Annotated in this window: 25 protein-coding genes; 16 read left to right on the top strand and 9 right to left on the bottom strand. The window is 45.7% G+C overall.

Annotation, left to right across the window (positions count from 1 at the left end; translation table 11 throughout):
* Positions 1 to 87: 87 nt before the first annotated feature.
* The 3 genes from queG to BS617_RS15310 all read left to right on the top strand — a co-directional run bounded on the left by queG (position 88) and on the right by BS617_RS15310 (position 2,198).
* Entirely contained in the window at positions 88 to 1,269 is a 1,182-nt protein-coding gene (gene queG / locus BS617_RS15320; protein ID WP_249263631.1) for a tRNA epoxyqueuosine(34) reductase QueG, read from the top strand.
* Positions 1,256 to 1,762: a YgjP-like metallopeptidase domain-containing protein gene (locus BS617_RS15315; protein ID WP_075173845.1), complete on the top strand. Its 507-nt coding sequence runs from the start codon at positions 1,256 to 1,258 to the stop codon at positions 1,760 to 1,762. Before queG ends, BS617_RS15315 begins: the two co-directional genes overlap by 14 nt.
* Before the next feature lie 70 nt (positions 1,763 to 1,832).
* Complete coding sequence (locus BS617_RS15310) at positions 1,833 to 2,198, top strand: YacL family protein (RefSeq protein ID WP_075173844.1); 366 nt, start codon at positions 1,833 to 1,835, stop codon at positions 2,196 to 2,198.
* A 75-nt stretch (positions 2,199 to 2,273) separates the two neighbouring features.
* Here the strand turns inward: BS617_RS15310 and BS617_RS15305 are convergent, their stop codons facing one another.
* Both BS617_RS15305 and orn read right to left on the bottom strand, forming a co-directional pair.
* On the bottom strand, positions 2,274 to 4,532 hold the full coding sequence (locus BS617_RS15305; protein WP_075173843.1) for an arginine/lysine/ornithine decarboxylase: 2,259 nt from the start codon (positions 4,530 to 4,532) through the stop codon (positions 2,274 to 2,276).
* 127 nt (positions 4,533 to 4,659) lie between these two features.
* Positions 4,660 to 5,202 carry an oligoribonuclease gene (orn, locus tag BS617_RS15300; protein WP_075173842.1) on the bottom strand — a complete coding sequence of 181 codons (543 nt, stop codon included), beginning with the start codon at positions 5,200 to 5,202 and terminating at the stop codon, positions 4,660 to 4,662.
* Positions 5,203 to 5,334: 132 nt separating this feature from the next.
* Here orn and rsgA point away from each other — a divergent pair, with 132 nt between their 5' ends.
* From rsgA to BS617_RS15265, 7 genes are all read left to right on the top strand, one after another.
* Complete coding sequence (gene rsgA, locus BS617_RS15295; protein WP_075173841.1) at positions 5,335 to 6,366, top strand: small ribosomal subunit biogenesis GTPase RsgA; 1,032 nt, start codon at positions 5,335 to 5,337, stop codon at positions 6,364 to 6,366.
* A gap of 23 nt (positions 6,367 to 6,389) precedes the next feature.
* Positions 6,390 to 8,078: an HDOD domain-containing protein gene (locus BS617_RS15290; protein WP_075173840.1), complete on the top strand. Its 1,689-nt coding sequence runs from the start codon at positions 6,390 to 6,392 to the stop codon at positions 8,076 to 8,078.
* Positions 8,079 to 8,162: 84 nt separating this feature from the next.
* Positions 8,163 to 8,984, top strand: a complete 822-nt coding sequence (locus BS617_RS15285) for a sulfurtransferase (protein ID WP_075173839.1) — start codon at positions 8,163 to 8,165, stop codon at positions 8,982 to 8,984.
* Between the two features lie 81 nt (positions 8,985 to 9,065).
* A complete protein-coding gene (gene asd / locus BS617_RS15280) occupies positions 9,066 to 10,004 on the top strand; it encodes an archaetidylserine decarboxylase (RefSeq protein ID WP_083610141.1) in 939 nt (312 codons plus the stop codon).
* A 64-nt stretch (positions 10,005 to 10,068) separates the two neighbouring features.
* A complete protein-coding gene (gene ygfZ / locus BS617_RS15275; protein WP_083610139.1) occupies positions 10,069 to 11,112 on the top strand; it encodes a CAF17-like 4Fe-4S cluster assembly/insertion protein YgfZ in 1,044 nt (347 codons plus the stop codon).
* Positions 11,113 to 11,267: 155 nt separating this feature from the next.
* Complete coding sequence (locus BS617_RS15270; RefSeq protein WP_075173838.1) at positions 11,268 to 11,531, top strand: DUF3081 family protein; 264 nt, start codon at positions 11,268 to 11,270, stop codon at positions 11,529 to 11,531.
* On the top strand, positions 11,524 to 11,904 hold the full coding sequence (locus tag BS617_RS15265) for a thiol-disulfide oxidoreductase DCC family protein (protein ID WP_075173837.1): 381 nt from the start codon (positions 11,524 to 11,526) through the stop codon (positions 11,902 to 11,904). Before BS617_RS15270 ends, BS617_RS15265 begins: the two co-directional genes overlap by 8 nt.
* Positions 11,905 to 11,940: 36 nt before the next feature.
* Here BS617_RS15265 and ung read toward each other — a convergent pair whose 3' ends face one another.
* Positions 11,941 to 12,705, bottom strand: a complete 765-nt coding sequence (gene ung / locus BS617_RS15260) for a uracil-DNA glycosylase (RefSeq protein WP_083610137.1) — start codon at positions 12,703 to 12,705, stop codon at positions 11,941 to 11,943.
* A gap of 181 nt (positions 12,706 to 12,886) precedes the next feature.
* Between ung and BS617_RS15255 the strand changes: the two genes are divergently transcribed.
* Entirely contained in the window at positions 12,887 to 14,785 is a 1,899-nt protein-coding gene (locus BS617_RS15255) for an MFS transporter (RefSeq protein ID WP_075173836.1), read from the top strand.
* Positions 14,786 to 14,892: 107 nt separating this feature from the next.
* On the opposite strand, the gene lysS is transcribed toward BS617_RS15255, so the two are convergent.
* Together lysS and prfB are read right to left on the bottom strand one after the other, a co-directional pair.
* Positions 14,893 to 16,371 (bottom strand): lysine--tRNA ligase, encoded by a 1,479-nt coding sequence (gene lysS, locus BS617_RS15250; RefSeq protein WP_075173835.1) that lies wholly within the window; start codon positions 16,369 to 16,371, stop codon positions 14,893 to 14,895.
* A gap of 104 nt (positions 16,372 to 16,475) precedes the next feature.
* Entirely contained in the window at positions 16,476 to 17,570 is a 1,095-nt protein-coding gene (gene prfB / locus BS617_RS15245; protein WP_075173834.1) for a peptide chain release factor 2, read from the bottom strand.
* A gap of 312 nt (positions 17,571 to 17,882) precedes the next feature.
* Between prfB and BS617_RS15240 the strand changes: the two genes are divergently transcribed.
* Positions 17,883 to 18,641: a cytochrome b/b6 domain-containing protein gene (locus BS617_RS15240; protein WP_170870369.1), complete on the top strand. Its 759-nt coding sequence runs from the start codon at positions 17,883 to 17,885 to the stop codon at positions 18,639 to 18,641.
* 80 nt (positions 18,642 to 18,721) lie between these two features.
* Here the strand turns inward: BS617_RS15240 and BS617_RS15235 are convergent, their stop codons facing one another.
* Both BS617_RS15235 and BS617_RS15230 read right to left on the bottom strand, forming a co-directional pair.
* Positions 18,722 to 19,171 carry a c-type cytochrome gene (locus tag BS617_RS15235; protein WP_083610131.1) on the bottom strand — a complete coding sequence of 150 codons (450 nt, stop codon included), beginning with the start codon at positions 19,169 to 19,171 and terminating at the stop codon, positions 18,722 to 18,724.
* A 280-nt stretch (positions 19,172 to 19,451) separates the two neighbouring features.
* The gene (locus BS617_RS15230; RefSeq protein WP_075173833.1) at positions 19,452 to 19,778 is read right to left on the bottom strand and encodes a phasin family protein; all 327 of its coding nucleotides are present in this window, start codon (positions 19,776 to 19,778) and stop codon (positions 19,452 to 19,454) included.
* A 120-nt stretch (positions 19,779 to 19,898) separates the two neighbouring features.
* Between BS617_RS15230 and gloA the strand changes: the two genes are divergently transcribed.
* The 4 genes from gloA (at position 19,899) to BS617_RS15210 (ending at position 22,079) form a co-directional block, all read left to right on the top strand.
* On the top strand, positions 19,899 to 20,297 hold the full coding sequence (gloA, locus tag BS617_RS15225) for a lactoylglutathione lyase (RefSeq protein ID WP_075173832.1): 399 nt from the start codon (positions 19,899 to 19,901) through the stop codon (positions 20,295 to 20,297).
* A gap of 196 nt (positions 20,298 to 20,493) precedes the next feature.
* Positions 20,494 to 21,300: a tetratricopeptide repeat protein gene (locus BS617_RS15220; protein ID WP_075173831.1), complete on the top strand. Its 807-nt coding sequence runs from the start codon at positions 20,494 to 20,496 to the stop codon at positions 21,298 to 21,300.
* Positions 21,301 to 21,360: 60 nt separating this feature from the next.
* A complete protein-coding gene (locus BS617_RS15215) occupies positions 21,361 to 21,543 on the top strand; it encodes a YgaP family membrane protein (protein ID WP_075173830.1) in 183 nt (60 codons plus the stop codon).
* Between the two features lie 80 nt (positions 21,544 to 21,623).
* Positions 21,624 to 22,079 (top strand): RDD family protein, encoded by a 456-nt coding sequence (locus BS617_RS15210; RefSeq protein ID WP_075173829.1) that lies wholly within the window; start codon positions 21,624 to 21,626, stop codon positions 22,077 to 22,079.
* 21 nt (positions 22,080 to 22,100) lie between these two features.
* Here BS617_RS15210 and lptG read toward each other — a convergent pair whose 3' ends face one another.
* Positions 22,101 to 23,165 carry an LPS export ABC transporter permease LptG gene (gene lptG, locus BS617_RS15205; protein WP_075173828.1) on the bottom strand — a complete coding sequence of 355 codons (1,065 nt, stop codon included), beginning with the start codon at positions 23,163 to 23,165 and terminating at the stop codon, positions 22,101 to 22,103.
* Complete coding sequence (lptF, locus tag BS617_RS15200) at positions 23,165 to 24,277, bottom strand: LPS export ABC transporter permease LptF (RefSeq protein WP_075173898.1); 1,113 nt, start codon at positions 24,275 to 24,277, stop codon at positions 23,165 to 23,167. The genes lptG and lptF overlap by 1 nt, the downstream gene beginning before the upstream one ends.
* Positions 24,278 to 24,389: the final 112 nt, after the last annotated feature.

The raw sequence follows: 24,389 nt of genomic DNA, 5'->3' as shown, positions 1-24,389 counted from the left end.
TAGATCAAGTGGGCGCATTAGTGCATCCACGCATCCATTGTGTACCATCATTATAGAATAACGCGCACGCTAACAGGCAAGCACTCAGTGACAGAACACGTATCATCATCAGAAATAAAGCCCAAAAATCCGTTATCTGATCAGCAGCTAGCCACATTGGCGCAAAAAATTCATGATCTGGCGGCTGACTTTGGTTTTCAACAAGTCGGCATTGTTGACCCACAACTGGATGAAACGCTCAAACATCATATGGCGTGGTTAGATAACGGCTTTCATGGCGAGATGAGCTATTTAGAAGGCAACCTAGATAAGCGAGCTAAGCCTTATGATATGGTCCCCGGCAGCTGCCGGATTATCAGTGTGCGCATGAACCACTTACCTCCTGCGTTTTCAGCCCTTACACTGCTTAAACAACCGGAAAAAGCGTACATTGCGCGTTACACTTTAGGTCGTGATTATCATAAAACCTTTCGTAAACGCCTAACACAATTTGGCCAAAAGATTTCAGAGTTAGCTGGCGGCATGGGTTATCGTGCTTTTGTTGATAGCGCCCCCGTGTTTGAACGCCCTATTGCTGAACAAGCAGGATTAGGCTGGACTGGGAAACACACCCTCATTTTAAACCGCTCAGCAGGTTCTTGGTTCTTTCTGGGCGAGCTGTTCATTGATCTGCCTTTGCCTGTAGATAACGTTAGCACTCAACAGCATTGCGGCTCTTGTACTGCCTGTTTAGACGTATGCCCCACGCAAGCTTTTACTAAAGCATACGAGCTCGATGCCACACGTTGCATTTCCTATCTAACCATCGAAAAAAAGGGAGATATACCTGTAGAGCTCCGCTCTTTGATGGGCAATCGTATCTTTGGCTGCGATGATTGCCAACTTGTCTGTCCTTGGAATCGCTTTGCTAAACATACTGACGAGACCGACTTTCATCCTCGCCACTCATTAGACGACATTTCTCTGTTAACCTTATTTAGCTGGGATGAAGCCACTTTCTTAAAACGCACCGAGGGGTCTGCAATTCGCCGCACGGGCTACGAGGGATGGTTGCGAAATATTGCCGTCGCACTAGGGAATAGTAAAGGAGGACAGCCTGTGATTGATGCGCTCGTTTCAAAACGTCCCGAATGCAGTGAGATGGTACAATCTCATATAGACTGGGCCGTAGAGCAATTACAAAAAGACCTAAGCGAACCCGTTAAGCTGCTACAATTTAACGATAACGACACAACTCCACGTAATCGAGATTCGCATGAGCACTCTTAAATACCTCGTCGCTTATCCTGCCGACGTGCAAGCTCAAGTGGCACAATTGTTACAACAAAACACACTGCGTGACTTTTTACTCAAACGCTATCCAGAACCACACAATATCGCGAATGACAAAGCACTGCGCGAATACATATTTGATCTGAAGAACCAATATTTAAAAAGTTCTTCGCCATTAAGCAAGGTCATCTACGACAGCAAACTTCATGTTGTGCGCAACGCTTTAGGCACACATAGCTTTGTTTCACGCGTGCAGGGTAACAAACTAAAAAGCAAAAATGAGATACGCATTAGCTCAGTATTTAAAAAAGCCCCCGAGGCCTTTTTAAACATGATAGCAGTGCACGAACTGGCCCACATACGCGAGAAAGAACATAACAAAGCCTTTTACCAACTATGCGAACATATGCAGCCAAATTATCATCAGCTCGAATTTGAAATGCGTGTTTATCTCACACAACTTGAAACCCACGGATCGATTTACGACTAAACTGGATTTTACCGGCGAAAGCCCTTCTAGATGGCCCATTACCTACCCCGAACAGCATAAGAGATTTTCCGTGGAATACGACTTTTACATTGATGATTTAAACCACCCCACAGCCCGCTGCTCAATGGAGTCAGAAGCGATAGGCCGTTGGCTGACAGATGAATGCACGTCCATTGCTCAAAGCGAACACCTACTCAGAGTCATTACCGAGCTCATTCATCAAAAACGATTTGATTACCAACAGGCCAGTGAAGATTGGTTATTGCGTATGACTGGGACCGATGTAGAAGTCGTCGCTAACACTCTCGGTTTTGAACCCGATGTTGAACTTCCAGAAGATCTCTCCTTTTACGATTTAGAATCTATGGCCGACTGTGGATTAGAGGACTTTAAAGCACTGATAGAAAACTGGCTCATATTTTTAGCTGAGTGCTAACGCCGCTTATTAAACGCAAAACGGCGGCCTTTTATTGACCGCCGTTTTGTTATCCACCTTCGCGCAGCTTTTTACTTAATTCTCTACACAATCCACGAAGTACGATGTCTCGGAACCGTGCTTTTCGGCAACCAAACCATGCACATAGGTTTCAAAGCCAGGAAATGCACTGTTAAAAGTTCGCGCAAACTTCAAGTAGTCGACAATTGTTTTATTGAACACCTCCCCAGGCACCAACAACGGAATACCCGGTGGGTAGGGTGTCAACATAACAGCGGTAACGCGCCCTTCAAGCCTATCAAGCGGCACACGTTCTATATCCTTGTGTGCCATTTTAGCAAACGCCTTAGCGGGCTTCATGGCAGGCACTAGATCTGACAAGTACATCTCAGTCGTTAAACGCGCTACATCGTTTTCACGATAAATGCTGTGAATTTGCTGGCAAAGTTCTTTTAGGCCAATACGTTCGTATTGAGGATATTGTGCGATGAACTCCGGCAGCACACGCCACAGCGGAGCGTTCTTATCATAATCATCCTTAAACTGTTGTAACGCCGAAATCATCGTATTCCAACGCCCCTTCGTGATGCCGATAGTAAACATGATGAAGAACGAGTACAGACCATTCTTTTCAATAACGACACCATGCTCTGCCAGATATTTCGCAACAATCGACGCTGGAATACCCTGATCCGCAAAATCACCATCCACATTCAAGCCCGGTGTTAAGATGGTCGCTTTAATAGGGTCGAGCAAATTAAAGCCTTCGGCAACGTCGCCAAAACCATGCCAGCTCTCGCCTGGCTTGAGCATCCACGCATCACGCTCATCTAGACCTTCACTGGTTAAGTCGTCTGGGCCCCATACTGAGAACCACCAATCTTCTTCATATTCTTCATCCACTTTGCGCATAGCACGACGAAACTCAAGCGCCTCATCTAAGGACTCTTCCACCAAAGCAGTACCACCGGGCTCTTCCATCATCGCGGCAGCCACATCACAAGACGCAATAATCGCGTACTGCGGGCTAGTAGACGTATGCATTAAATACGCTTCATTAAAGATGTCGCGGTCTAATTTATTCGTATTGGCATCTTGAACTAATATCTGAGAAGCCTGAGACAAACCCGCTAGCAATTTATGAGTCGATTGAGTAGCAAAAACCATGGACTCATCGCAACGAGGCCGGCCTTCTCCTATAGCGTGATAATCACCATAGAAATCATGGAACGCCGCATGTGGTAACCAGGCTTCATCAAAGTGCAAGGTTTCGATCTCACCATCAAGCAAGTCTTTGATTTCCTCGACATTATATAAAACGCCATCATAGGTAGACTGGGTAATGGTCAACACACGCGGTTTAATATCTGGATTTTCTTCTAATTTTTTACGACAGAACGGATTCGCTAGCATCTTCTTACGGATGTTCGCAGGCTCAAACTCGCTACGCGGGATAGGCCCTATAATGCCGTAATGGTTACGAGTTGGCATTAGGAAGATAGGTACCGCACCCGTCATCATAATGGCGTGCAAAATTGACTTGTGACAGTTACGGTCAACAACAACAATATCGCCCGGCGCCACCGTGGAGTTCCAAACAATCTTGTTAGAAGTCGATGTACCATTGGTCACAAAAAACAGGTGATCCGCATTAAAAATACGTGCTGCATTACGCTCAGAGGCAGCCACAGGGCCTGTGTGATCAAGTAACTGACCTAACTCATCCACCGCATTACACACATCGGCACGTAACATGTTCTCGCCAAAAAACTGATGGAACATTTGACCTACTGGCGATTTCAAAAATGCCACGCCGCCGGAATGCCCTGGGCAGTGCCAACTATAGGACCCGTCTTGCGCGTAATCTGTTAACGCTCGGAAAAAAGGTGGGGCTAACGTTGCTAAATACGACTTAGACTCACGAATAATATGGCGCGCCACAAACTCTGGGGTGTCTTCGTGCATGTGGATAAAGCCATGCAGCTCTCGCAAAATATCGTTAGGCATATGACGGGAAGTGCGAGTTTCACCGTATAAATAAATCGGAATTTCTTGGTTCCTACGGCGAATTTCACCCACAAATGCGCGAAGTTCTTCTAACGAACGTATACCTTGGTCATCGGTTTCAAAATCGTGATCATCAATCGACAAAATAAAGCCAGCTGCGCGGCTCTGTTGCTGAGCAAACGAGGTCAAATCGCCGTAACTGGTATAACCTTCTACTTCAACACCTTCTTTTGAGATGGCGTCAGCTAGCTGGCGAATCCCTGACCCACTGGTGTTCTCAGTACGAAAATCTTCATCGATAATGACGATCGGAAAATGGAAACGCATAATTTGACCCTTTCATTAATGATGGAACCGACACTCGCTACCTAAAGCCAGCCGCCCTCTAAAGTGTTGCGAGTGTAAGATAGTTTTATGTCAGTGTAATCCTCTTTTCGATGAGGAAAACGAATATTTATACGTTGAAGAAGTTTTCGCGATAATGCTGTAATTCTGCGATTGAGTCTCGGATATCATCTAACGCCAAATGCGTCCCTTGCTTCGTAAAGCCCTTTAGCACCTCTGGCTTCCAGCGACGTGCTAACTCTTTAATAGAGCTAACGTCCAAATTGCGATAATGGAAGTAAGCCTCGAGTTCTGGCATGTAACGGTGCAAAAAACGACGGTCCTGACCAATGCTGTTACCGCACATAGGAGAAGCCCCTTGATCTACGTAATCAGCAATAAAAGCGATGGTTTGTTGCTCGGCTTCGCGTTCCGATAGCTGACTCTCACGTACCCGTTGGGTCAGCCCTGTTTTTCCGTGCTGATTAATACACCACTCATTCATGTTATCAAGAATATCGTCGGGTTGATGTATCACTAATGAAGGGCCTTGCGCGATGATATTCAAATCAGCATCAGTAACGATCGTCGCCATCTCAATAATATAGTCTGTTTCAGGCTCTAAGCCTGTCATTTCGAGATCTAACCAGATCAGATTTGTTTTACGTGACATTACGTGTCCTCTTATTCTGCATAACCGACTGATTTTGACGTGATCTTCCGGTTCGTGGCGCATATTTTATTGCTTCGGTATAGAATACCACGAAGCGAAAAGCCCGCGATCGAACTTAGGTAGTTATTTTTAATGTCAAAACGCAAAGTTACCCGCCGTCAGGCGTGGCGAATTGAAAAAATTCAAAAAGAGCGCACCGACCGCGCCTCCAAAAAAGATGACCGCCTAGAACAAGCATTAAGCGGTGGAGAGCTTGGACCTGAGCAGCCAGGATTAATCATCTCTCATTTTGGTAAACAGGTCGACGTGGAGGCTACCGAAGGCGAAGCCGCTGGCACTATTTTCCGCTGCCACTTGCGTACCCACTTAGGCCAACTGGTCACAGGCGACCGCATTATCTGGCGCAAAGGCACAGAATACGGTGTTGTTGTGGCGGCATTAGCACGTGACAGTGAACTCATTCGCCCAACTAATCATGGCGAATTGAAACCGGTTGCCGCCAATATTGACCAAATAGTCATCACTTTTGCCGTTGAGCCACAGCCCTTCGCCAACTTGATCGATCGATACCTAGTTGCCTCTGAGCTAAGCAATATCAAACCGGTTTTACTTCTCAACAAATCAGACCTAATTACTGAAAAAAACCAAGATGAGATCACCCAACTTGTCGAGCGTTATCGAGCGATTGGCTATGAAGTGCTACTCGCATCGACCAGCCATGATGACGGCTTAGCTGAGCTTAAAGCTGAATTAAAAGATCGTACCAGCGTTTTTGTAGGGCAATCTGGCGTCGGAAAATCATCTTTAATTAATGTATTGCTGCCGGGTGTCGATATAAAAGTAGGCGGGCTGTCCGAACAATCGCGTAAAGGCCGTCACACCACCACAACGGCTAGGCTATTTCATTTCCCAGCCGGTGGTGACTTAATCGACTCCCCTGGGATTCGTGAGTTTGCACTCTGGCACCTCGAACCAGAAAAGTTGATAGAAGGCTTTGTCGAGTTCAAACCTTTTATGGGCTATTGCAAGTTTCGAGACTGTAAACATGAGCATGAGCCAGGTTGCGCTATACTGGAAGCTATCGAACGCGGTGACATTAGTGCCTCCCGTATGGATAGCTACCAGCGTATTCTTACGTCTTTACTGGAGAGTCCTAATAATTAATCAATAGGCGACAGTGAGAGTTCATGGAACAACAGGAAAAGTCAGGCGATTTTCAGACCAAAAGTGACGAGCTTTTTGGGCCTGAAGCATGGATTAGCTTTCTTAAAGATAAGCCTTTTCCTGTCAGAGCAAGCAGCTTAAAGCGTTTGCGGCTTCTCGTGCAAAATGACAACACCATGATCAGCCAACTCACCGCTTTAATTAAAAGCGACCCTATTTTAAGCCTTATTTTTGTACGCGCTGCCCAACAAGCGCACCAAGCAGCTAAGCGCGATTCAGTAATCACGAGCGTTGAACATGCGGTTTCCTCACTGGGTATGGACCCTATAGAGCAGCTAGCTAACCGGCTAAAACCCGTTAAAGTCAGCCCAAACAGTATCCAACAACAGCTTTATTTCCGCGCTATTGCTAATAGTCATCTGGCTGCTTTCCACGCAGAACGCTGGATGCGCCGTAAAAACCAGCCGTTTGTCGATGAGACCTTCTTAGCCAGTCTGTTTTACGGGGTTGGCTTATGGTCTTTATGGCTACACGCCCCTTTACACATGCATGAAGTACATATCCTAATTAATGAAAAAGGGAGCGACCCTGTAGCCGCCGAAAAGAAAATCTTAGGCTGCACCATGCAAGACATCTCACATGGACTCTCTACTGAATGGGGGTTTTCCGACGTAATCTGTCAAGCGCAGGACCCAAACACATCCCCTTCTCGTGCATTACTGACTAAGTTTCGTGAACGCACTGTAGGCAATAGCGAGATCAGCGATGACGATAATCGTGCCATCGGTCACATGCTGCAAGACCGCAGCTTTATTATTAAACTGGCCAACTGGTATGCCATGAATGTTAGCCGTGAATGGCAAACGAGCCGCCCAGCCGATACCACTGAAACGGTTTGTTGCTATCTGGGTGGCGATCATGATGAGACTCGCACCATGCTGAACCAGATAACGATTTCGTCATCTCATCATTATCATGTAGCAGGCACGCTAGCACCTGCGGCTGAAATGCTGCTTATTCCCTCTGATAATATGGGGAACTATAAGTTATCCAACAAAGAGCTTAGCGCCTTAATCAATACAGCCCCGGCAGTGAAAAAGCCTGCAGCTAAGAAACCAAGGCTGGCCGCTAAGGCGGTAACGGCCCCGTCCGCCCCTACCCAACCAGCAACCCGCTATAGAGCACACCCAACCAGCCCCGATGAATTATTAGATAACAGCAAGTTTAAAATCATCATGGACAGGTTTAGAGATGGCTACCATCTTTACACAAAACCATCTCATATATTGGGGGGGCTATTACAAGGATTATCACAGGGTTTAGGCTTACAACGAGTCACACTGAGCTTAGTAAACACGAAAAACCAAACAGTAAAAGCTGCGCAAGCCATTGGAATGGAGAAATCAGATCCCTTGGCCAGCTATGAAATTGATATTAGCACGGGAGGGCTCTTTAAAAAGCTCAGTGAGAAGCCCCTTTGCGTCTGGATCAAACAAAGTAACCGCGCCCAATATGAGCGCTTAATGTCGAAGGCATATACACAAATTTTGCCGCATCAAGATATACTCATCATGTCAATTTTTAAGGATGACAAGCCCGTAGCTGTTATCTACGCTGACGGAGGCGACAATCCATCGGCCTTGACTGACTTCCAACACCAGCAGTTCCGCTTGCTGTGCTCAGCGGCTAGTAAGGCCTTACACGCCCTATAATTTTACTTAGGCTATTCATGCTACCATTGAGGCTCGGACAACAAATCGTTATGATCATTTTCCAGTCTACGATGAGAACAAGCCATGCAATTGCCACTGGTAATCGACGCGGTCGAACTATCAAAAGTCATTGATCAACCTCATGTGATCGTCATTGATCTATCTTCAGAAGCGCATTACGAAACCAGCCACATCCCCGGCGCGATTCGTCTTGAGCCTACACGTATGCTCTGTGGACAAGCTCCAATACCCAATAAAATAGCCAGCGACGCTCAACTATCAGAGTTGTTCTCCGATGCAGGCATCACCGAAGCATCACACGTTGTTGTGTATGATGACCAAAAAGGTCCGTGGGCCGGTCGATTTGTGTGGACCATGCATTGTTGCAACTTATTTAATGTCTCTTTTTTGAATGGCCATTTAGATGCATGGCGTTTAGAAGGCTTCCCAGTTGAACAAACTCCGCATACCCCGGTGCCGTCATCCCTTACCGTGAGTCATCAGGGGACGCCTCTATTAGCGGATTATAGCTTCATAGAAAAACACGTCGCACAAGGTGATATCAGCATTTGGGATGCGCGCGCACTCGATGAATACCAAGGTACAAAAGTAGTTAATGCCAGTAAAGGTGGGCACATTCCCACCGCTAAATGGTTAGAGTGGACGGACGTTCTCGCCCATGAGGCTCCTGCGCTTTTGCTATCCCCCAATGCCATCAAACAGCAAATAGTAGCAGCCGGGCTGGATACGACTAAACCGATTGTGACGCATTGCCAAACCCATCGCCGCTCTGGGCTCACTTACATCGCAGGCCTCTATGCAGGTATTGATGATATGCGGTGCTACGACGGCTCCTGGTTTGAGTGGGGCAACCTACCCAATAGCGCCGTCGAAAAAAGCCACTAACGTCCCATTTAACATCTATAAACCACCTTCTGTGGGTATTATGGCCTCAGGCACCCTACGGAAGGTTTTGGAGATACTGGTTTGAAAACCAAACTATTTATTCTGTTCCAACATATTGTTCCACAACATTTATTATCTCGTTTAGTCGGTAAGATTGCTGACTCTACAACACCGTGGATAAAGAATACCTTTATCACGCAGTTTGCGAAAAAATACCGAGTAAACATGAGCGAAGCGCTTATCGAAGAGCCTACCGCCTACCCTACCTTCAATGCATTTTTTACACGCGCTCTAAAAGAAGACGCCCGTCCAATTGACTCTTCAGCAAACAGTGTCGTTTCTCCTGCTGATGGTGCCATCAGCCAAATTGGCTCAATAGATCATGGCCGTATTTTTCAAGCCAAAGGACGTGGTTATGGGCTATCAACTTTACTGGGCGGATACGAGCACTTAGCCACACCCTTTAAAAACGGTTACTTTGCCACCATATATTTATCACCACGTGATTATCACCGTGTACACATGCCGATTAAAGGCACCTTAATCGAAACCGTTTACGTACCCGGAGATTTGTTTTCTGTTAACCAAACAACAGCAGAAAACGTCGATCAATTATTCGCACGCAATGAGCGGTTAGTCGCGATATTTGAGACCGAGGTAGGGCCGATGGCTATGGTGTTAGTTGGTGCAATGATTGTCGCCGGTATTGAAACTGTTTGGAGCGGCCAAGAGGCTCCCGCTATCAAAAAACCGGTATTGACGCATTTTACACCTCAAGTTAGCGACCCTATCACCCTCGAGAAAGGTGAAGAAATGGGGCGCTTTAAGCTAGGCTCTACGGTAGTGCTGTTGTTCGGACCTGAAGCAATTGAGTGGGTAGAACAGCTCAAAGCAGAATCACCCGTCAAATTGGGAGAGTCCATTGGCCACATGGGTAGCAATAATGCCACCCAAGCACCGCCCCAGCATGACAATACACTGTCTGCGGATGATACGTCGTCTGAATCACGTTCCGTTTAATTGCTAGATATATTACAGAGCAAGCGCTCAATGCGCTGGCTCTGAACCTTTACAGGATAATGTCATGAATCAATGGACAACACTGCTGGCTCCTTATCATATTACCTTAGCCGATAACCAACGAGCCATTTCAGCTGTTCCTAAAGCAGATAGCCCAACACGTATTGTGCCGCTTATTCACCAACGCGTTATTTCGGTGCTAGGCCCTGATGCCGAGAAGTTTCTGCAGGGCCAACTCACATGCGACATGCGTGAAGTCAGCAAACACGGTAGCCGGTTAGGTGCACATTGCACCATCAAAGGCAGCATCATAGCGCTCTACCGATTAATCGCCATTGATAACGGCTTCCTACTTCGGCTGAACCACGAGGCTTTTGACCTGGGTCTTCAAACGCTCAAAAAGTACATCATGTTCTCTAAAGCCGAAGCCGTCGATGAGTCCGAGAACTGGTTAGGTTTTGGTTTATTAGGCCCGGGAGCAGACGCGCTCGTTGAACAGCTGCTCGAAGGCAATCCATTAGAAGTCGACTGTACGGTAAAAACAGGCAACCTAATCGCGGTTAAAGTGCCGGTAGCAGACAGTGAACCGGGTAACCGGTACGAACTATGGGTGCCAGCAGAACAAGCCGAAGGCGTCTTGAAAAAGTTGACTGATCGAGCGCCACTAGGCACAACTAACGACTGGCTTTTAACAGAAGTTGACGCTGGCATTCCTGAAATCGATGCAAAAACGCAAGAATCTTACATTCCACAAATGACGAATCTACAGGCGCTCAAGGGCGTGAGTTTCGCCAAGGGTTGTTATACAGGCCAAGAAATTATCACTCGCTTACAGCATCGCGGGAAACTCAACAAACCCATGTATTTACTCTCTGCGGACACTCAAGGGCTACCGAGCAGCGGAGATGCCATTAACACGGAAACCAAACAAAACATTGGCCAAGTGCTAAGTGCCGCACGGGTTAACGACCATCAAGTTCATTTACTGGCTGTAATTACTAAATCACAAGCCGATGAACACCCTTTGAGTCTCGCTGACGGCACAGCTCTTAACCTACTCGAATTACCCTACGAACTAGACCCCGAGTTATTTGTTGCTAAACGCTAGCAGCTTACTCCCTGCAGGATAACCAGCACGTATTGCGAACAACATGCACTCTCGGGTGCGTGTTGTTCGGTGCTTCTTTCACTTCAAAAATAAACCGCACACCCATCCATTTTTACTGTCTATGCGTATTAATAGTCATTGATACGGGTGGATTTATGGATCACAAATTAGATATACAAACGGCACTGCAAGCTTTCTTCAAGATCACTCAGCATGGAGAAAAGATCGGTGACGATTATGTTCTGGATGGCATACGCGCAAATAGCAGCATTGATGGCTACACCGTTACCTTAAAAGACAATAACGTCGAAGTGAGCATCTTTTTTCACAACAAGTACTCTGTTGAAACGGGCTCTCGCGGTCATTTCAATCAATTCCTCGACACGCTGTCATTGATCAATAAAAAAGATTATGAATAAACCGATTTTATTTTACGACGGAGGATGCCCGCTATGCAGGAAAGAGATCGCGCATTACCGTAAGCTAGATAAAGCAAACCGCATACAGTGGGATGATATTCACCAGTCATCCGCAACTTTGCAACAATACGGCATTGAATACTCTCAGGCCATGCAAATTATCCACGCTATTTCAGAAGACGGCAAACAGTTACAGGGGGTGCCCGCTTTTATATGTATTTGGAAAAAGCTGCCCTATTACCGACACTTAGCGAGCCTAGTCTATTTTTTAAGAATAACTCCCTTACTTAACCGACTGTATTTATGCTTTGCTAAGCGGCGCTATAAACGACGTTGTTCAGAAAATAGCTGCCACATTTCAGATAAACAATAAACATTAATCCGGCACAGTTAAATCAACCTAACTGCTCTACAAATCTGGCAGCTGCCATTGAATGGGGGTTATCGAATGCGAGGTTAGATAAGCATTCGCTTGACTAAAAGGGCGACTTCCAAAGAATCCACGGTGCGCAGACAATGGAGAAGGATGAGGTGCTTCTAGTACGCAGTGCCGACTTCTATCTATCGAAGCCCCTTTCTTTTGCGCGTAACTCCCCCACAACAAAAAAACAACATTCATGCATTCACGGTTAACTATCTCGATTATTTTATCGGTAAAGCGCTCCCAGCCCTTATCTTTGTGAGCATTGGGTGTCGAATCTTCTACCGTTAACACACTATTGATCATCAGCACGCCTTGTTTGGCCCATGATTCTAGAAAGCCGTGAGCAGCTGGTTCAATACCTAGATCAGTTGATAGCTCTTTATAGATATTAACTAAGGAAGGCGGGACCTTGATATCAGGTTTTACAGAAAAGCATAAACCATGAGCCTGATTAGGCTGGTGGTAAGGATCTTGACCAATCATCACCACTTTGACAGCGGATAAAGGCGTCATTTCAAGAGCGTGTAACCAATCATGCGCTGCAGGATAAATAACGGCATGCTGACTGCGCTCCACGAGATATGATAACAATTGCTTCATATAAGGTGCACTAATCTCGTTTGATAACTCAGGTTGCCAGCCTGCTGGCAAGTCTAGACTGACATCCTCGGGTAAAGGAGCCAGAGGCGCTCCTTCATCTAACGTTGAAAATAAGCTAGCTTGTTTTGGGTTTCTCTTTATTGGAGGCATAACAATTATCTTATTATCGATTGGGTTAGCGGAGGATTATTAGCCTTCAAATGATACCTGAATTTTCAACGTGAACATTGTTTTTATCGCATCCTTTCCTTGACTTGCCTGTGATAGATTGACACTTAGGTACTAGATCCCTAGTCTGACCTTTTCTCACACGAACATTTAAAGGACTCCCGTGATACTCACCCTTCTTCCTTTGGTTTCTTTATACATAAGCTGCTTCATTCTTATGCTGGGCTTCGGCTTGATTGGTATTTTATTACCAGTACGCATGGGTATAGAAGGTACTGAAACGGATGTTATAGGTCTAGTTCTAGCTATGTATGCAGTTGGCATGCTCTTAGGAGGCCTTTACTGCAGAAGCTTAATCGCCCGAGTCGGCTACATTAGGGTCTTCGCCGCTTCGGCTGCTCTTAGCGCTATTGCTATTTTAGCCTGCAGTTTAACGATGAATGTTTGGGTTTGGGGAGCCATGCGAGGCTTGATGGGCTTTTGTATAGCCTGCTCTTTTGCCGTCATCGATGGCTGGTTGAGTCATGCGGCTACTGAAAAGACACGCGGGCGGATGCTAGCTACCAGCCAAATCACCATCATGGCTGCTATTTTCTGCGGGCAGTTTTTACTCAACATAGCCCCTGCTGACAATTCAACACTATTTACTATAGCGGCTATGCTGCTCACTATGGGGCTTGTTCCACTAGCAATGAGCCGACGCAGCGGTCCTGTGTTGCAAGAAACACACGGCATGTCTTTATTACAAATTTTAAAGATATCACCGTTAGGTGCCGTAACATGCTGCTTTGGCGGTGTACTTTACGGCTCTATCATGAACCTACTTCCAGTTTTTGCTGGCGGCTACGGTATTTCTGGCTTCATGTTATCCGTGTTTATGGCTTCGGCTGTTTTAGGCGCCTTTTTGCTTCAGTTACCAATTGGAATGCTCTCTGACAGATTAGACAGGCGTACTCTGTTGTTTGGTCTATTGGTTATCAATATCCTAACGACGATTGCCATCCCCTTCGCCGCTAATTACAACCTAACTACGCTAATGATGATACTCACAGGCATCTCAACCGGTGTGTTCTCCTGTTTGTATCCTATGAGTATTTCAGAAACTTTTGATAGGGTGCGCACCTCAGACATGGCGGCGGCCATGGGAGGCTTGTTAAGCATTTATGCCATAGGCAGTATCATAGGTCCTATTACATCTTCAAAAGCGATGGAAATTTGGGGCAATGATGCCCTCTTTGGATTTTTAGCAACCTTTGAATTAGCGCTACTATTATTTGTTGTTTACCGCATGCGCGCTCGCCCATCTCTACCTATCAGCGAACAAGAAGGCTTTGTTATGCACACAGATATCGGTAGCGGTTTATATGATCTCGACCCGCGTATTCCACACCAAGAAGATGAAACACCTAACAGCCTAGAAGCCCAAGTTGCCATTACTATTGCAGAAAGCAACCCTGGAGCAGCGGTTCGTATGGTGAAAGAATTAACACAGAGCTCACCCGAGAAAGCAGCAGAACTCTATACCGCACTGGCTCAGGTTGACGATATTGATGTTGGGCGCTTATTTGCGTCAATCACCCGGGCCGCTCCGGGGCTTAGCTTAGAAATTGCCGAGGCACTGGCCGATAACGCACCAGAACAAGCAACTGAACTGGTCCAGTGGCTAAGCGAGCACCGTCCAAATGAGCTTTCTGATATTGTCACGGCTATTATCAACCACATCCCGAGTAACCCAGCTCCTGCGACCGAGCCGGATAATACCGAAACACAGGAAGAAAGCTTGGCTGTAGACACCTCTGACATGCGCCCTGCCGATTTAGAAGCATATCATGAGTCAGCAACGGAGCTGGTAACGCACTTTGCCGAAAATCATCCAGAGCAAGCGTACGATATTGCGGCTGCCGTCGTGGAAACAGTACCTGAAATGGCTTCTGACGTTGTGGATATTTTGCACGATTCAGATAATTTGGATGACAATATATCAATGGATATTAATGATCGTCCGGACGATTATGAAGTTAACGACCTGACGGATAAAACAACAGCCGACAAGCCTACCTAGCAGATCGAGGCACGCCAATTGGCTGCCCATCAGAAGACGCTTGTTCACCTACAAAAAAGCCGCTCTAAGAGCGGCTTTTTTAACGCATGTAGCAAACTGAATCTGGGTTATTTTGCTGCTAGAGGGCGCATAGCTGGGAACAACAAAACATCACGGATTGAATCGCAGTCTGCAAAGAACATGACCAGTCGATCTATGCCAATACCTTCGCCTGCCGTAGGTGGCAAACCGTATTCAAGTGCGTTGATGTAGTCTGCATCATAGTGCATCGCCTCATCATCACCGGCATCCTTATCAAGGACTTGCTGACGGAAGCGCTCAGCTTGGTCTTCAGAATCGTTTAACTCCGAGAAACCGTTTGCGACTTCTCGACCACCCATGAAGAACTCGAAACGATCCGTAATAAAATCATTATCGTCATTTCGACGCGCCAATGGAGACACTTCCGCTGGGTACTCAGTAATAAATGTTGGCTGTTGTAACAAATGTTCAACGGTTTCTTCAAAGATTTCAATTTGAACCTTACCAAGCCCAAAACTATCTTTAATGTGGATACCAAGCTTCTCGGCTGTCGCGCGTGCGGCGTCTAGTGTATCTAGGTCAGCAGGTTTTAGCTCCGGGTTGTATTTCAAGATTGAGTCGTACACGCTAATACGAGCAAACGGCTGACCTAAATCGAATTCGCTACCTTGGTAGGTAAGCGTCGTTGAGCCCAACACATCAATCGCCAATGTACGCAGCATGTCTTCGGTTAGGTCCATTAAATCTTTGTAATCCGCATAGGCTTGGTAAAACTCAAGCATTGTGAATTCTGGATTATGACGCGTCGACAAACCTTCATTTCGGAAGTTACGGTTAATCTCAAAAACACGCTCAAAACCACCAACGACCAAACGTTTCAAATAAAGCTCAGGCGCTATACGCAAGTACATATCCATGTCTAATGCATTATGGTGCGTAACGAATGGACGCGCGGTAGCACCACCTGGAATCACCTGTAACATTGGCGTTTCGGCTTCAACAAAGCGGCGATCAGCCAAATAACTACGGATACCGGCTACCATTTTTGAACGTATTTCAAACACTCGGCGAGAATCGTCATTGGTGATCAAATCAACATAACGCTGACGGTAGCGCTGCTCTGTATCAGTTAAGCCTTTGTGCTTTTCTGGCAATGGGCGTAAGTTTTTAGTGAGCAGTTGATACTCACCTAAATCAACGTACAGGTCACCCTTACCTGATTTATGTAATACGCCAGTCACGCCAACGATATCGCCTAGGTCCAAGCTTTTCGCGAAAGGACGAGACTCTTTATTGACATACAGCTGAATACGACCCGTCATATCTTGCAATACCATAAAGGCACCGCGGTTCAACATGATCCGACCCGCTACACTGACCTTGATGCCCGCCTCGGCTAACTCTTCCTTTGTCTTGTCGCCATATTGGTCTTGCAAATCTTGTGCGTAACTATCACGACGAAACTGGTTAGGGAATGCATTACCCGCTTCGCGCAACGCGTTAAGTTTTTCGCGGCGCTCTGCTATCAAGCGATTTTCATCTTGTTTCTGAGTGTTATCAGACATCAATTAAGAACCTTTCATTATTCAAAGTATCAGCGCCGCTAAGGAACCACTCTGCAACCAGAGCCCTTATACGAGCCATGAGCGCTAAGCGCTTTCGTTGGTATTTAAAGTCCGGCTTTCAAACTTGCTTCTATAAACTGGTCTAAATCGCCATCTAGCACTTTATCGCAGTTAGAAGTTTGCACACCGGTACGTAAATCTTTAATACGTTGGTCATCTAACACATAAGAACGGATTTGGCTGCCCCATCCTATATCAGCTTTAGAGTCTTCCAATTCTTGTGCGGCTGCACTGCGTTTAAGCATTTCCATTTCGTAAAGCTTGGCACGCAATTGTTTCATACAGGTGTCTTTGTTTTGGTGCTGCGAGCGCTGGCTCTGACTCTGTACGACGATGCCAGAAGGCGCATGGGTAATACGCACAGCAGATTCTGTTCGGTTTACGTGCTGACCACCCGCACCCGAGGCTCGATATACATCAATACGCAAATCGGCTGGGTTGATATCAATATCAACGTTATCGTCGATTTCCGGCGACACAAAAACAGAACAGAACGAGGTATGGCGGCGGCCACCCGAGTCAAAAGGTGATTTACGCACTAGACGGTGAACCCCTGTTTCAGTGCGTAGCCAGCCAAATGCATACTCACCCTGGAAGCTGATTGTCGCCGACTTGATACCGGCCACTTCACCATCAGAGACTTCAATAAGCTCTGTTTTAAAGCCTTTATCTTCGCCCCAGCGCAAAAACATGCGTAATACCATATTGGCCCAATCCTGGGCTTCTGTACCGCCTGAACCAGACTGTATGTCCAAAAACGCATTATTCTGATCATTTTCGCCGGAGAACATCCGACGAAACTCAAGCGTTGTTAACTTTGCCATGAGCGCGTCAACTTCGGCTTCGACTTCTTCAACAGTGTCTTCGTCGTTTTCTTCAACAGCCATATCCAATAGCTCTCGTGTATCGACGGCACCTGTTTTTAGCTCATCAAGGGTTTTAACCACGAGTTCTAGTGCTGAGCGTTCTTTACCCAATTTTTGAGCATTATCTGGATCATTCCACACCGTTGGATCTTCTAGCTCACGCTCAACCTCTTCCAGACGCTCTTTTTTGCCTGGATAGTCCAGATAGGTGTACAACGCTTGGGTGCGCTCACCGATATCTTTAAGGTTTTGGATAATTGGATTGACTTCCATTGCTCTGCTCAACACTCGCCGAATTCAAAAGGGCACATATTTTAACCGATCCGAGCGCGGCTTTAAATCATTGTGAAAAGAATCCGCACTTGTCCTTAAAATTAACCCCTAATTAACCCGATAGCTGCCAATATTTGACCAACTAACGCGCGACATCAAACGAATGAAGAGCAAAAGACACAGCCACTTGCACTAGCAGCCGTTTACAGTATCTTATGCCCTAAAACCCCCTAGGTTAGCGTTATTATTTTAACAACGAACTACAATGGGGCTCAATTATAGCCGTTCATGAGACAACGGAGTGCCGCTAACATGACAAATAACTCGCAAGAACCACAAACCGCACCTTTAACCGCAGAGGTGCGCACTAAAAAAACTGTGGCCGACACAGAGACATCCTCCAAACCTCAACCAGAACGCACCATAAAGGTGTGGGATATTTCTGTGCGTTTACTGCACTGGACGTTAGTGCTCGGTATAGGCTTTTTGTGGTATTCGGGTGAAACTGGCGGCAATATCATGACGTGGCATATGTACGTTGGCTATCTAATGCTGGGCTTAGTGACCTACCGTGTCATCTGGGGCTTTATTGGTAGTAAATATGCACGCTTTGGGGCATTTTTAACCGGCCCTTTTGTGACAATGAAATACGCTGCGCTTTTTTTAGTAGGACGAGAAAAGCACTACCTGAGCCATAACCCGCTAGGTTCATGGATGGTATTTATCTTATTGCTGCTAGTCTTGATTCAAGCGTCAACGGGGCTTTTTGCGACGGACGATATTTTTACTGAAGGCCCTTTGTATGCTCTCATTCCAAGCGACATTGCAGACATTCTAACTAGGATCCACAAACTTAACTTTAATATACTTTTAGCGTGTATTGGCGCGCACGTATTTGCTGTGTTAATTCATGCAGTTTTTAAACGAGACAAGTTGATCAAAGCCATGTTCACAGGCAACAAAGTCACGCATGACCCCCATGCCATTTCGATTAAAGAGCCATTTATTCGGATTAGTATTACGGCCATCATCGCGTTTGCGGCTATATATAGTCTGCTGCAATTAGGCTAAGTGCTTTTAATTATATTATGTTTATAAAAAAACGGGCTAAAGCCCGTTTTTTTTGTGAGGTTAGTAGCACCGTAATGGGCTTACTCTTCTCGGAATTCGTCATGGCAACCTTTGCAGGTCTTACCTACTTCACCAAAAGCGGGTTTGATCTGATCTAAATCCCCCGTTTTAGAGACGTCTAATAAAGCCGATGTATTTTCAGCCAATGCAGCCAAATGCTCATCAAACTCGCCTTTATTATCCCAAATAGAAGCTTTAGCTTCTGTGTCACCTTTATCCGAACCTGGGATAAAACCATCACCCGGCATCTTAGCCAATTCAGCGACTCGCTCGGCATGCAGTGTAAAAGCGGCGGGATCGTAATCAATTTTGCCACGAATCATGCCGGCCATCGGGCCAAAGTGGTATTTGATCGCTTTAAAGATACTTTGACGGTACTCAATTGCGTCCTCAACATCATCTGCAAATGAAAGCGTCGTCGTGCTCAGCAACAAGGCGGCTGCAGCAGTTAGTAGCGGCTTTTTCATCATCACGGTCTTCCTTTATGTCGTTAATAAAAATGTCGCTCTCTTTTCAGAGTTAGCTCATCTGTAAGCCAACAATGGCGAAGCGATCATAGTGGATCAGTTTTTTATTTTTCTTGCCGTGCTCGCAACACAACAAGAAAACCTACATTAATAATATGACTAATTTCCTTTTACAAGGTTCCTGTCATTAACGTAATTAACATGACAATTAGACCTATTATAGACACAAAAAAAGCAGCTTAAGAAACTGCTTTTTTATTGAATGGGTCGTATGAACCATGAGTTACTTTGGCATAAATCCATTAAAACCTTCAGCTGTGATTTTTTCGATTTCTTCACGCGCTTCTTGTAAGGCTTTCATATTATGGGCGCTGGCGCTATTTAGAGTTTCCTCTAGTTCCTTTGCATAGGCCTGCTGCAAGGTGACTAAGTCGCTCGGCGTTTGGCACTTAGTTAGCTCTTTGGTTTGCTGAATGGTCGCTTCTATACATGAGTTCGTACAATCCATTTGATGTCGCGTTAGCTCTTCTAACATCTTGGTTTGCACATCAATTAATGCTTTGAACGGCCCCATTGATTCGGTCATTTTTTTACTCATATCCTGAAACATAGTGTTGTTACTCCCTCTTGTGCACATCTTTAACGTGTACTTGGTTATACTTAAGCACGCTATTGAGTTTTCAGCAAACATGTATAGCCCTTTATAACAATTTATTGACAGGAACCAATAATGCGCATACTTCACACCATGCTTCGCGTGACTGATCTGGAGAAGTCCATCGCTTTCTACACAGAAGTGCTGGGCATGACACTGCTACGAAAAAACGATTACCCAGAAGGGCGCTTTACTTTGGCCTTTGTTAGCTTTGGTCCCGAATCACAAGAAGCTGCCTTAGAGCTCACTCACAACTGGGATACCGACAACTACGACCTTGGTAACGCTTACGGACACATCGCTATTGAAGTGGATGATGTTTACCAAGCATGCGATGCCATAAAAGCCCGCGGTGGTGATGTGGTCCGAGAAGCCGGTCCAATGAAAAATAGCAGCTCAGGTACAATCCTCGCATTCGTTAAAGACCCTGACGGATACATGATTGAGCTACTAAGCCCGCAGCGAAAAGATTAAGAAAAGATTAATCGACATCAATATTCCGGCTAGTAATACAAAAACGAGATGGCTTTTTAGAACCATTTCTATATATTAGCACGATCTAATTAATGACACCTTGGTAGCCACTCACTAAGGTGTCATTTCTACCATAAAGTAGCTTATGTATACTGACGCTCTTTATACCCAGACAAATTGTAAGGTAGAACCTGACATGAACAGAAAGGTGTTATTAGGCATTTTAGGCCTAGTGATGGGATTACAGTCCATTTCAAGTATGGCTGCCGATATTTCTACGGCTGAAAAAGCCATCGAATCGCGTGATTACGCAACCGCTATTAGCGAGTTACAGCCACTTGTTAAAGAAGGCAACACCGATGCACTTAACCTGATGGGCCAGCTTTACGAAAACGGCTGGGGTGTAGATCAAGATATCGCTTTAGCCGAAAAGCTATACGACCGCGGTGCTCGTGTGGGTCATATAGGTAGTGTTAATAGTTTGCGCGCACTCAAAAACAAAGCCTACCGCATCGAATTAGCAGGCTTAGCGCCGCAACTGGAAGCGGGAAATCCGTCAGCTCAAAACAGAGCCGGTGAGATGTATGAATTTGGATATGGCGCTAAACGCGATGGCGTAAAAGCATTTGAATTGTATAAAAAAGCCGCTGAGCAAGGCCTAATTGTTGCGCAACACAACTTAGGCCGCAGTTATAACTTTGGTACAGGCGTAGAACAAAACTTTGAGGAAGCCGAACGCTGGTATCGTATTGCCGCACGCCAAGGCCATACTGATTCTATGTTCTACCTAGGTACTCTATATTCAAATGGCTATGGTTCAGACACTAGCCACGAACAAGATATTATTGCCTACGCCTGGATGCATAATGCATCAGAGCTTGGCAACCGCACAGCCAAAGCCATTGAGAGCCGCTTATTAATGAAGCTTAAAGACTCGCAAATGGCTGAAGCTAACTCGTTGGCCAGTGAATACGCAGAAGACTACGTAAAACCGTTCAAGTAACCCGGTACCACCGCCACGAGTTTTTGTTTCTTTAACACGTCATTTGCAGAGGAAATCGCAATGAAATGTAATGTTGGTAAAGCAGACAAGATCGCCCGGATTATCATTGGCTTATGCATTATTGCCGCCGGTGTTTATTTCAACTCGTGGTTCGGTGTTATTGGAGTTGTTCCTATAGTTACCGCTATACTGGGCTGGTGTCCGCTGTATATTCCTTTTGGGATATCTAGCTGTAAAAAATAAACACGGAGCCTCCTAATGATTGGCAGTCTCCCACAAACGGCGATGTAATAGATCGCCGTTTTGATGTAACGGATAAAGTCATGCCACGCCAATTAGACCAAACAGGCACTCAACAAGCCTCACTAGCTAAACGATTTGCTGCTCTGATTTACGATTTGTTAGTTCTGATAGGCTTACTCTTCTGCGTAAGCGCTTTGTGGATTGTGTTTAACAACGGAGAAGCCGTTTCTGGCCCGTTTTACAATACATCTTTGTTTTTAACCGTCTTCTTATTTAACGCATATTTTTGGACGCGCTCCGGGCAAACCATCGGTATGATGGCATGGCGATTACGTGTTCAAACGGTTGATGGCTACACCCTAAATTGGACGCAATCATTAATTCGCTTCTTTAGCTCATTATTCTCTATTGCGTGTTTTGGTGCAGGCTATTGGACGATGCTACTCAATGACGAACGCCTTACCTGGCATGATCGTTTTTCAGATACCCGCGTTGTTGTTTTACCTAAGCGCGAAACTAAAAAACAACCTAAATAAACAAGCATGGTAGCTCCTTCGCTAGCTAGCCCTGCGCAGCAATAGCAGCCCCACCGCAAAGCAAATTAAAATGGGGATTAACGAAGCAAGCAGTGGTGTAAACCCTAAGATTGCGCTTGCCGGAGATAACAGGTCTTGCGAAAACTTAAAGATTAACCCGACCACCACGCCGGCAATCACCCTTTGCCCAACAGTTACACTGCGTAAAGGGCCAAAAACAAACGAGATCGCAACTAATACAAGCGCTAAAATTCCTGCAGGCTGGAGCACTTTACTCCAGAAGGCCAGTTTATACTGTGTCGCATTTAGACCTTGCTCACCCAGATAACGGGTATATGCCCATAATCCACTGATGGATAAATCCACAGGCTCGACGACGATTACCGACAACAATGTGGGCGTAAGTCCTGATACCCAATGTTCGGTTAACTGCTCGTCAACCTCTGTATGATCCTCAAATAACCGCGTACGCTGAATATTTTTAAGATCCCACCCATCACCTGTAAAGCGACCTTGTTCAGCAAAACTGGTACTAATCAGTCGATTACTCTCATCAAAATCAAACCGAGTAATACCAAAAATCGTCCCTTCTAAATCAACCGCATTGATATGGATAAACTGATTATCTTGACGATGCCAAATACCGTGCTTTGACTGCAACGCCTTACCACCAGATTGCGCTAAAGCTCGGGAGCTTTCTGCTATTTGCTCGGTTTTAGGTACAACGAACTCCCCCAAAAGCAGCGCAGCCACTGCCAGTAATAAAGCAGGCTTTAAAACGGAAATAACAATCCGACTAATTGATATACCCGCGGCCCTCATGACCGTTAACTCGCTATGGCTAGCTAACATACCTAAACCAACCAAGGCCCCAATCAAACTAGCTAAGGGCATAAATTCATAAAGCTGGCTTGGGATTCGCAAGCCCAAATAATAGAGCAAATCACCGATTTGATAGGTGTCGTTTAAGTCCTCAGTCTGATCAACAAACTCAAAAATAATATCTAAACCAACCACCACTAATAAAATGACGAAGACAGCAGAGAGCACCTGCGCAGCGACATAACGATCTAAGCGTGTAAACATTAAGACTTACTCCGCTTAAAAGAAGGCATCGAGGGCAAACGGTTCATCAAACTCTCCCAAAAATGACCTGCAAACAACATCGATAACGCCAGTGATAAAAATGCGGCATGAATAAGCCACAGGGTAAATAACGGCAAGTCCCCGTCCTCCATTTTACCTTTCGCCGACGTGAGTAACGTGAGATACAACATATATAGCAAGATAGAAGGCACGAGTTTCGCGTAACGACCCTGCCTAGGGTTTGTTTTAGCCATTGGGACTGCGATCATAGTTATGATAAGCACCAAAAACGGCAGCGACAGGAGCCATTGAATTTCGGCTTTATGTTTAACAGAATCAACAGCCAACAACTCGGTTATGGTCAGCGCATTAACATCGGCACTGCGTCGACGCAAATTAGACGGAGGTAATTGGAAGCCATACTCATCAAAGCTAACAGCTTGATAGTTCGCTTGTCCAGGCACCCCCTCATAACGAACACCATCCTCTAACACTATATAGCGCAAATCGCTATTTTGCTCATCCACTTTACGGCCGGAATCAGCCATCACCACACTAATTTGCCCTGTTTTTTCATCGCTTTCAGACACAAAAATCAAGCCCAGTGCATCACTACTTTCCGCTCCACTGGTATAAATCGTTCGATGGCTACCGGAAAAGTTCTGAAAGCGCCCTGCGCTAAGCATATCCAGCTCACTGGCCTCACTCTGCTTTTGATAAAGAATGTCCATTTTTTTCCACGCATAAGGTGAACCATACATCCCCAAAAAGGCTACCAACACAGCAACCCCTAATGCGGCCCCTAATGCATAGCCAGTCAAACGTTTAGGGCTAACCCCTCCTGCCTGTAAAACGACCATCTCACTTTCGAGGTACATACGCCCATAAGCAAGCAACACCCCCAAAAATAAGCCCAATGGCAAGATAAGCATGAGCATGCCCGGTACTCGATAAGCCACCGACTGCAACACAAACTCAGGCGACAATTCTCCAGCCGCGGCATAGGTTAAAAACTTAATTAAACGGCCACTGACAATGACCAACGTAAGCACGGCGGTAACCGCTAAGGTGCTCATTAAAATCTGACGAGATAGATAACGAAAAATAATCAAAACAAAATGCCAGTCAGGTAAAGGGTTTGTGAAACAAAACGCGAAATAGTTTATAGTGCCAAGCAACCGATTTTGCCTGAAACTTAGGACGGCATTATCACTCAAAGCCGGT

The sequence above is a fragment of the Neptunomonas phycophila genome (assembly GCF_001922575.1).
GTDB classification, from domain to species: domain Bacteria; phylum Pseudomonadota; class Gammaproteobacteria; order Pseudomonadales; family Balneatricaceae; genus Neptunomonas; species Neptunomonas phycophila.
The sequence above is the reverse complement of the archived record's forward strand: the minus strand, read 5'-3'. Positions and strand labels throughout refer to the sequence as shown.

What these genes read in the sequence shown, in the direction of transcription:
- prfB (WP_075173834.1), bottom strand. Translation starts at nt 17,570, where the DNA reads ATGGAAGTCAATCCAATTATCCAAAACCTTAAAGATATCGGTGAGCGC.
- lptG (WP_075173828.1), bottom strand. Translation starts at nt 23,165, where the DNA reads ATGTTTACACGCTTAGATCGTTATGTCGCTGCGCAGGTGCTCTCTGCT.
- ygfZ (WP_083610139.1), top strand. Translation starts at nt 10,069, where the DNA reads ATGAATCAATGGACAACACTGCTGGCTCCTTATCATATTACCTTAGCC.
- BS617_RS15270 (WP_075173838.1), top strand. Translation starts at nt 11,268, where the DNA reads ATGGATCACAAATTAGATATACAAACGGCACTGCAAGCTTTCTTCAAG.
- BS617_RS15220 (WP_075173831.1), top strand. Translation starts at nt 20,494, where the DNA reads ATGAACAGAAAGGTGTTATTAGGCATTTTAGGCCTAGTGATGGGATTA.
- BS617_RS15285 (WP_075173839.1), top strand. Translation starts at nt 8,163, where the DNA reads ATGCAATTGCCACTGGTAATCGACGCGGTCGAACTATCAAAAGTCATT.
- rsgA (WP_075173841.1), top strand. Translation starts at nt 5,335, where the DNA reads ATGTCAAAACGCAAAGTTACCCGCCGTCAGGCGTGGCGAATTGAAAAA.
- BS617_RS15210 (WP_075173829.1), top strand. Translation starts at nt 21,624, where the DNA reads ATGCCACGCCAATTAGACCAAACAGGCACTCAACAAGCCTCACTAGCT.
- BS617_RS15240 (WP_170870369.1), top strand. Translation starts at nt 17,883, where the DNA reads ATGACAAATAACTCGCAAGAACCACAAACCGCACCTTTAACCGCAGAG.
- BS617_RS15290 (WP_075173840.1), top strand. Translation starts at nt 6,390, where the DNA reads ATGGAACAACAGGAAAAGTCAGGCGATTTTCAGACCAAAAGTGACGAG.
- lysS (WP_075173835.1), bottom strand. Translation starts at nt 16,371, where the DNA reads ATGTCTGATAACACTCAGAAACAAGATGAAAATCGCTTGATAGCAGAG.
- orn (WP_075173842.1), bottom strand. Translation starts at nt 5,202, where the DNA reads ATGTCACGTAAAACAAATCTGATCTGGTTAGATCTCGAAATGACAGGC.
- BS617_RS15315 (WP_075173845.1), top strand. Translation starts at nt 1,256, where the DNA reads ATGAGCACTCTTAAATACCTCGTCGCTTATCCTGCCGACGTGCAAGCT.
- BS617_RS15230 (WP_075173833.1), bottom strand. Translation starts at nt 19,778, where the DNA reads ATGTTTCAGGATATGAGTAAAAAAATGACCGAATCAATGGGGCCGTTC.
- BS617_RS15235 (WP_083610131.1), bottom strand. Translation starts at nt 19,171, where the DNA reads ATGATGAAAAAGCCGCTACTAACTGCTGCAGCCGCCTTGTTGCTGAGC.
- BS617_RS15215 (WP_075173830.1), top strand. Translation starts at nt 21,361, where the DNA reads ATGAAATGTAATGTTGGTAAAGCAGACAAGATCGCCCGGATTATCATT.
- ung (WP_083610137.1), bottom strand. Translation starts at nt 12,705, where the DNA reads ATGCCTCCAATAAAGAGAAACCCAAAACAAGCTAGCTTATTTTCAACG.
- BS617_RS15265 (WP_075173837.1), top strand. Translation starts at nt 11,524, where the DNA reads ATGAATAAACCGATTTTATTTTACGACGGAGGATGCCCGCTATGCAGG.
- BS617_RS15305 (WP_075173843.1), bottom strand. Translation starts at nt 4,532, where the DNA reads ATGCGTTTCCATTTTCCGATCGTCATTATCGATGAAGATTTTCGTACT.
- gloA (WP_075173832.1), top strand. Translation starts at nt 19,899, where the DNA reads ATGCGCATACTTCACACCATGCTTCGCGTGACTGATCTGGAGAAGTCC.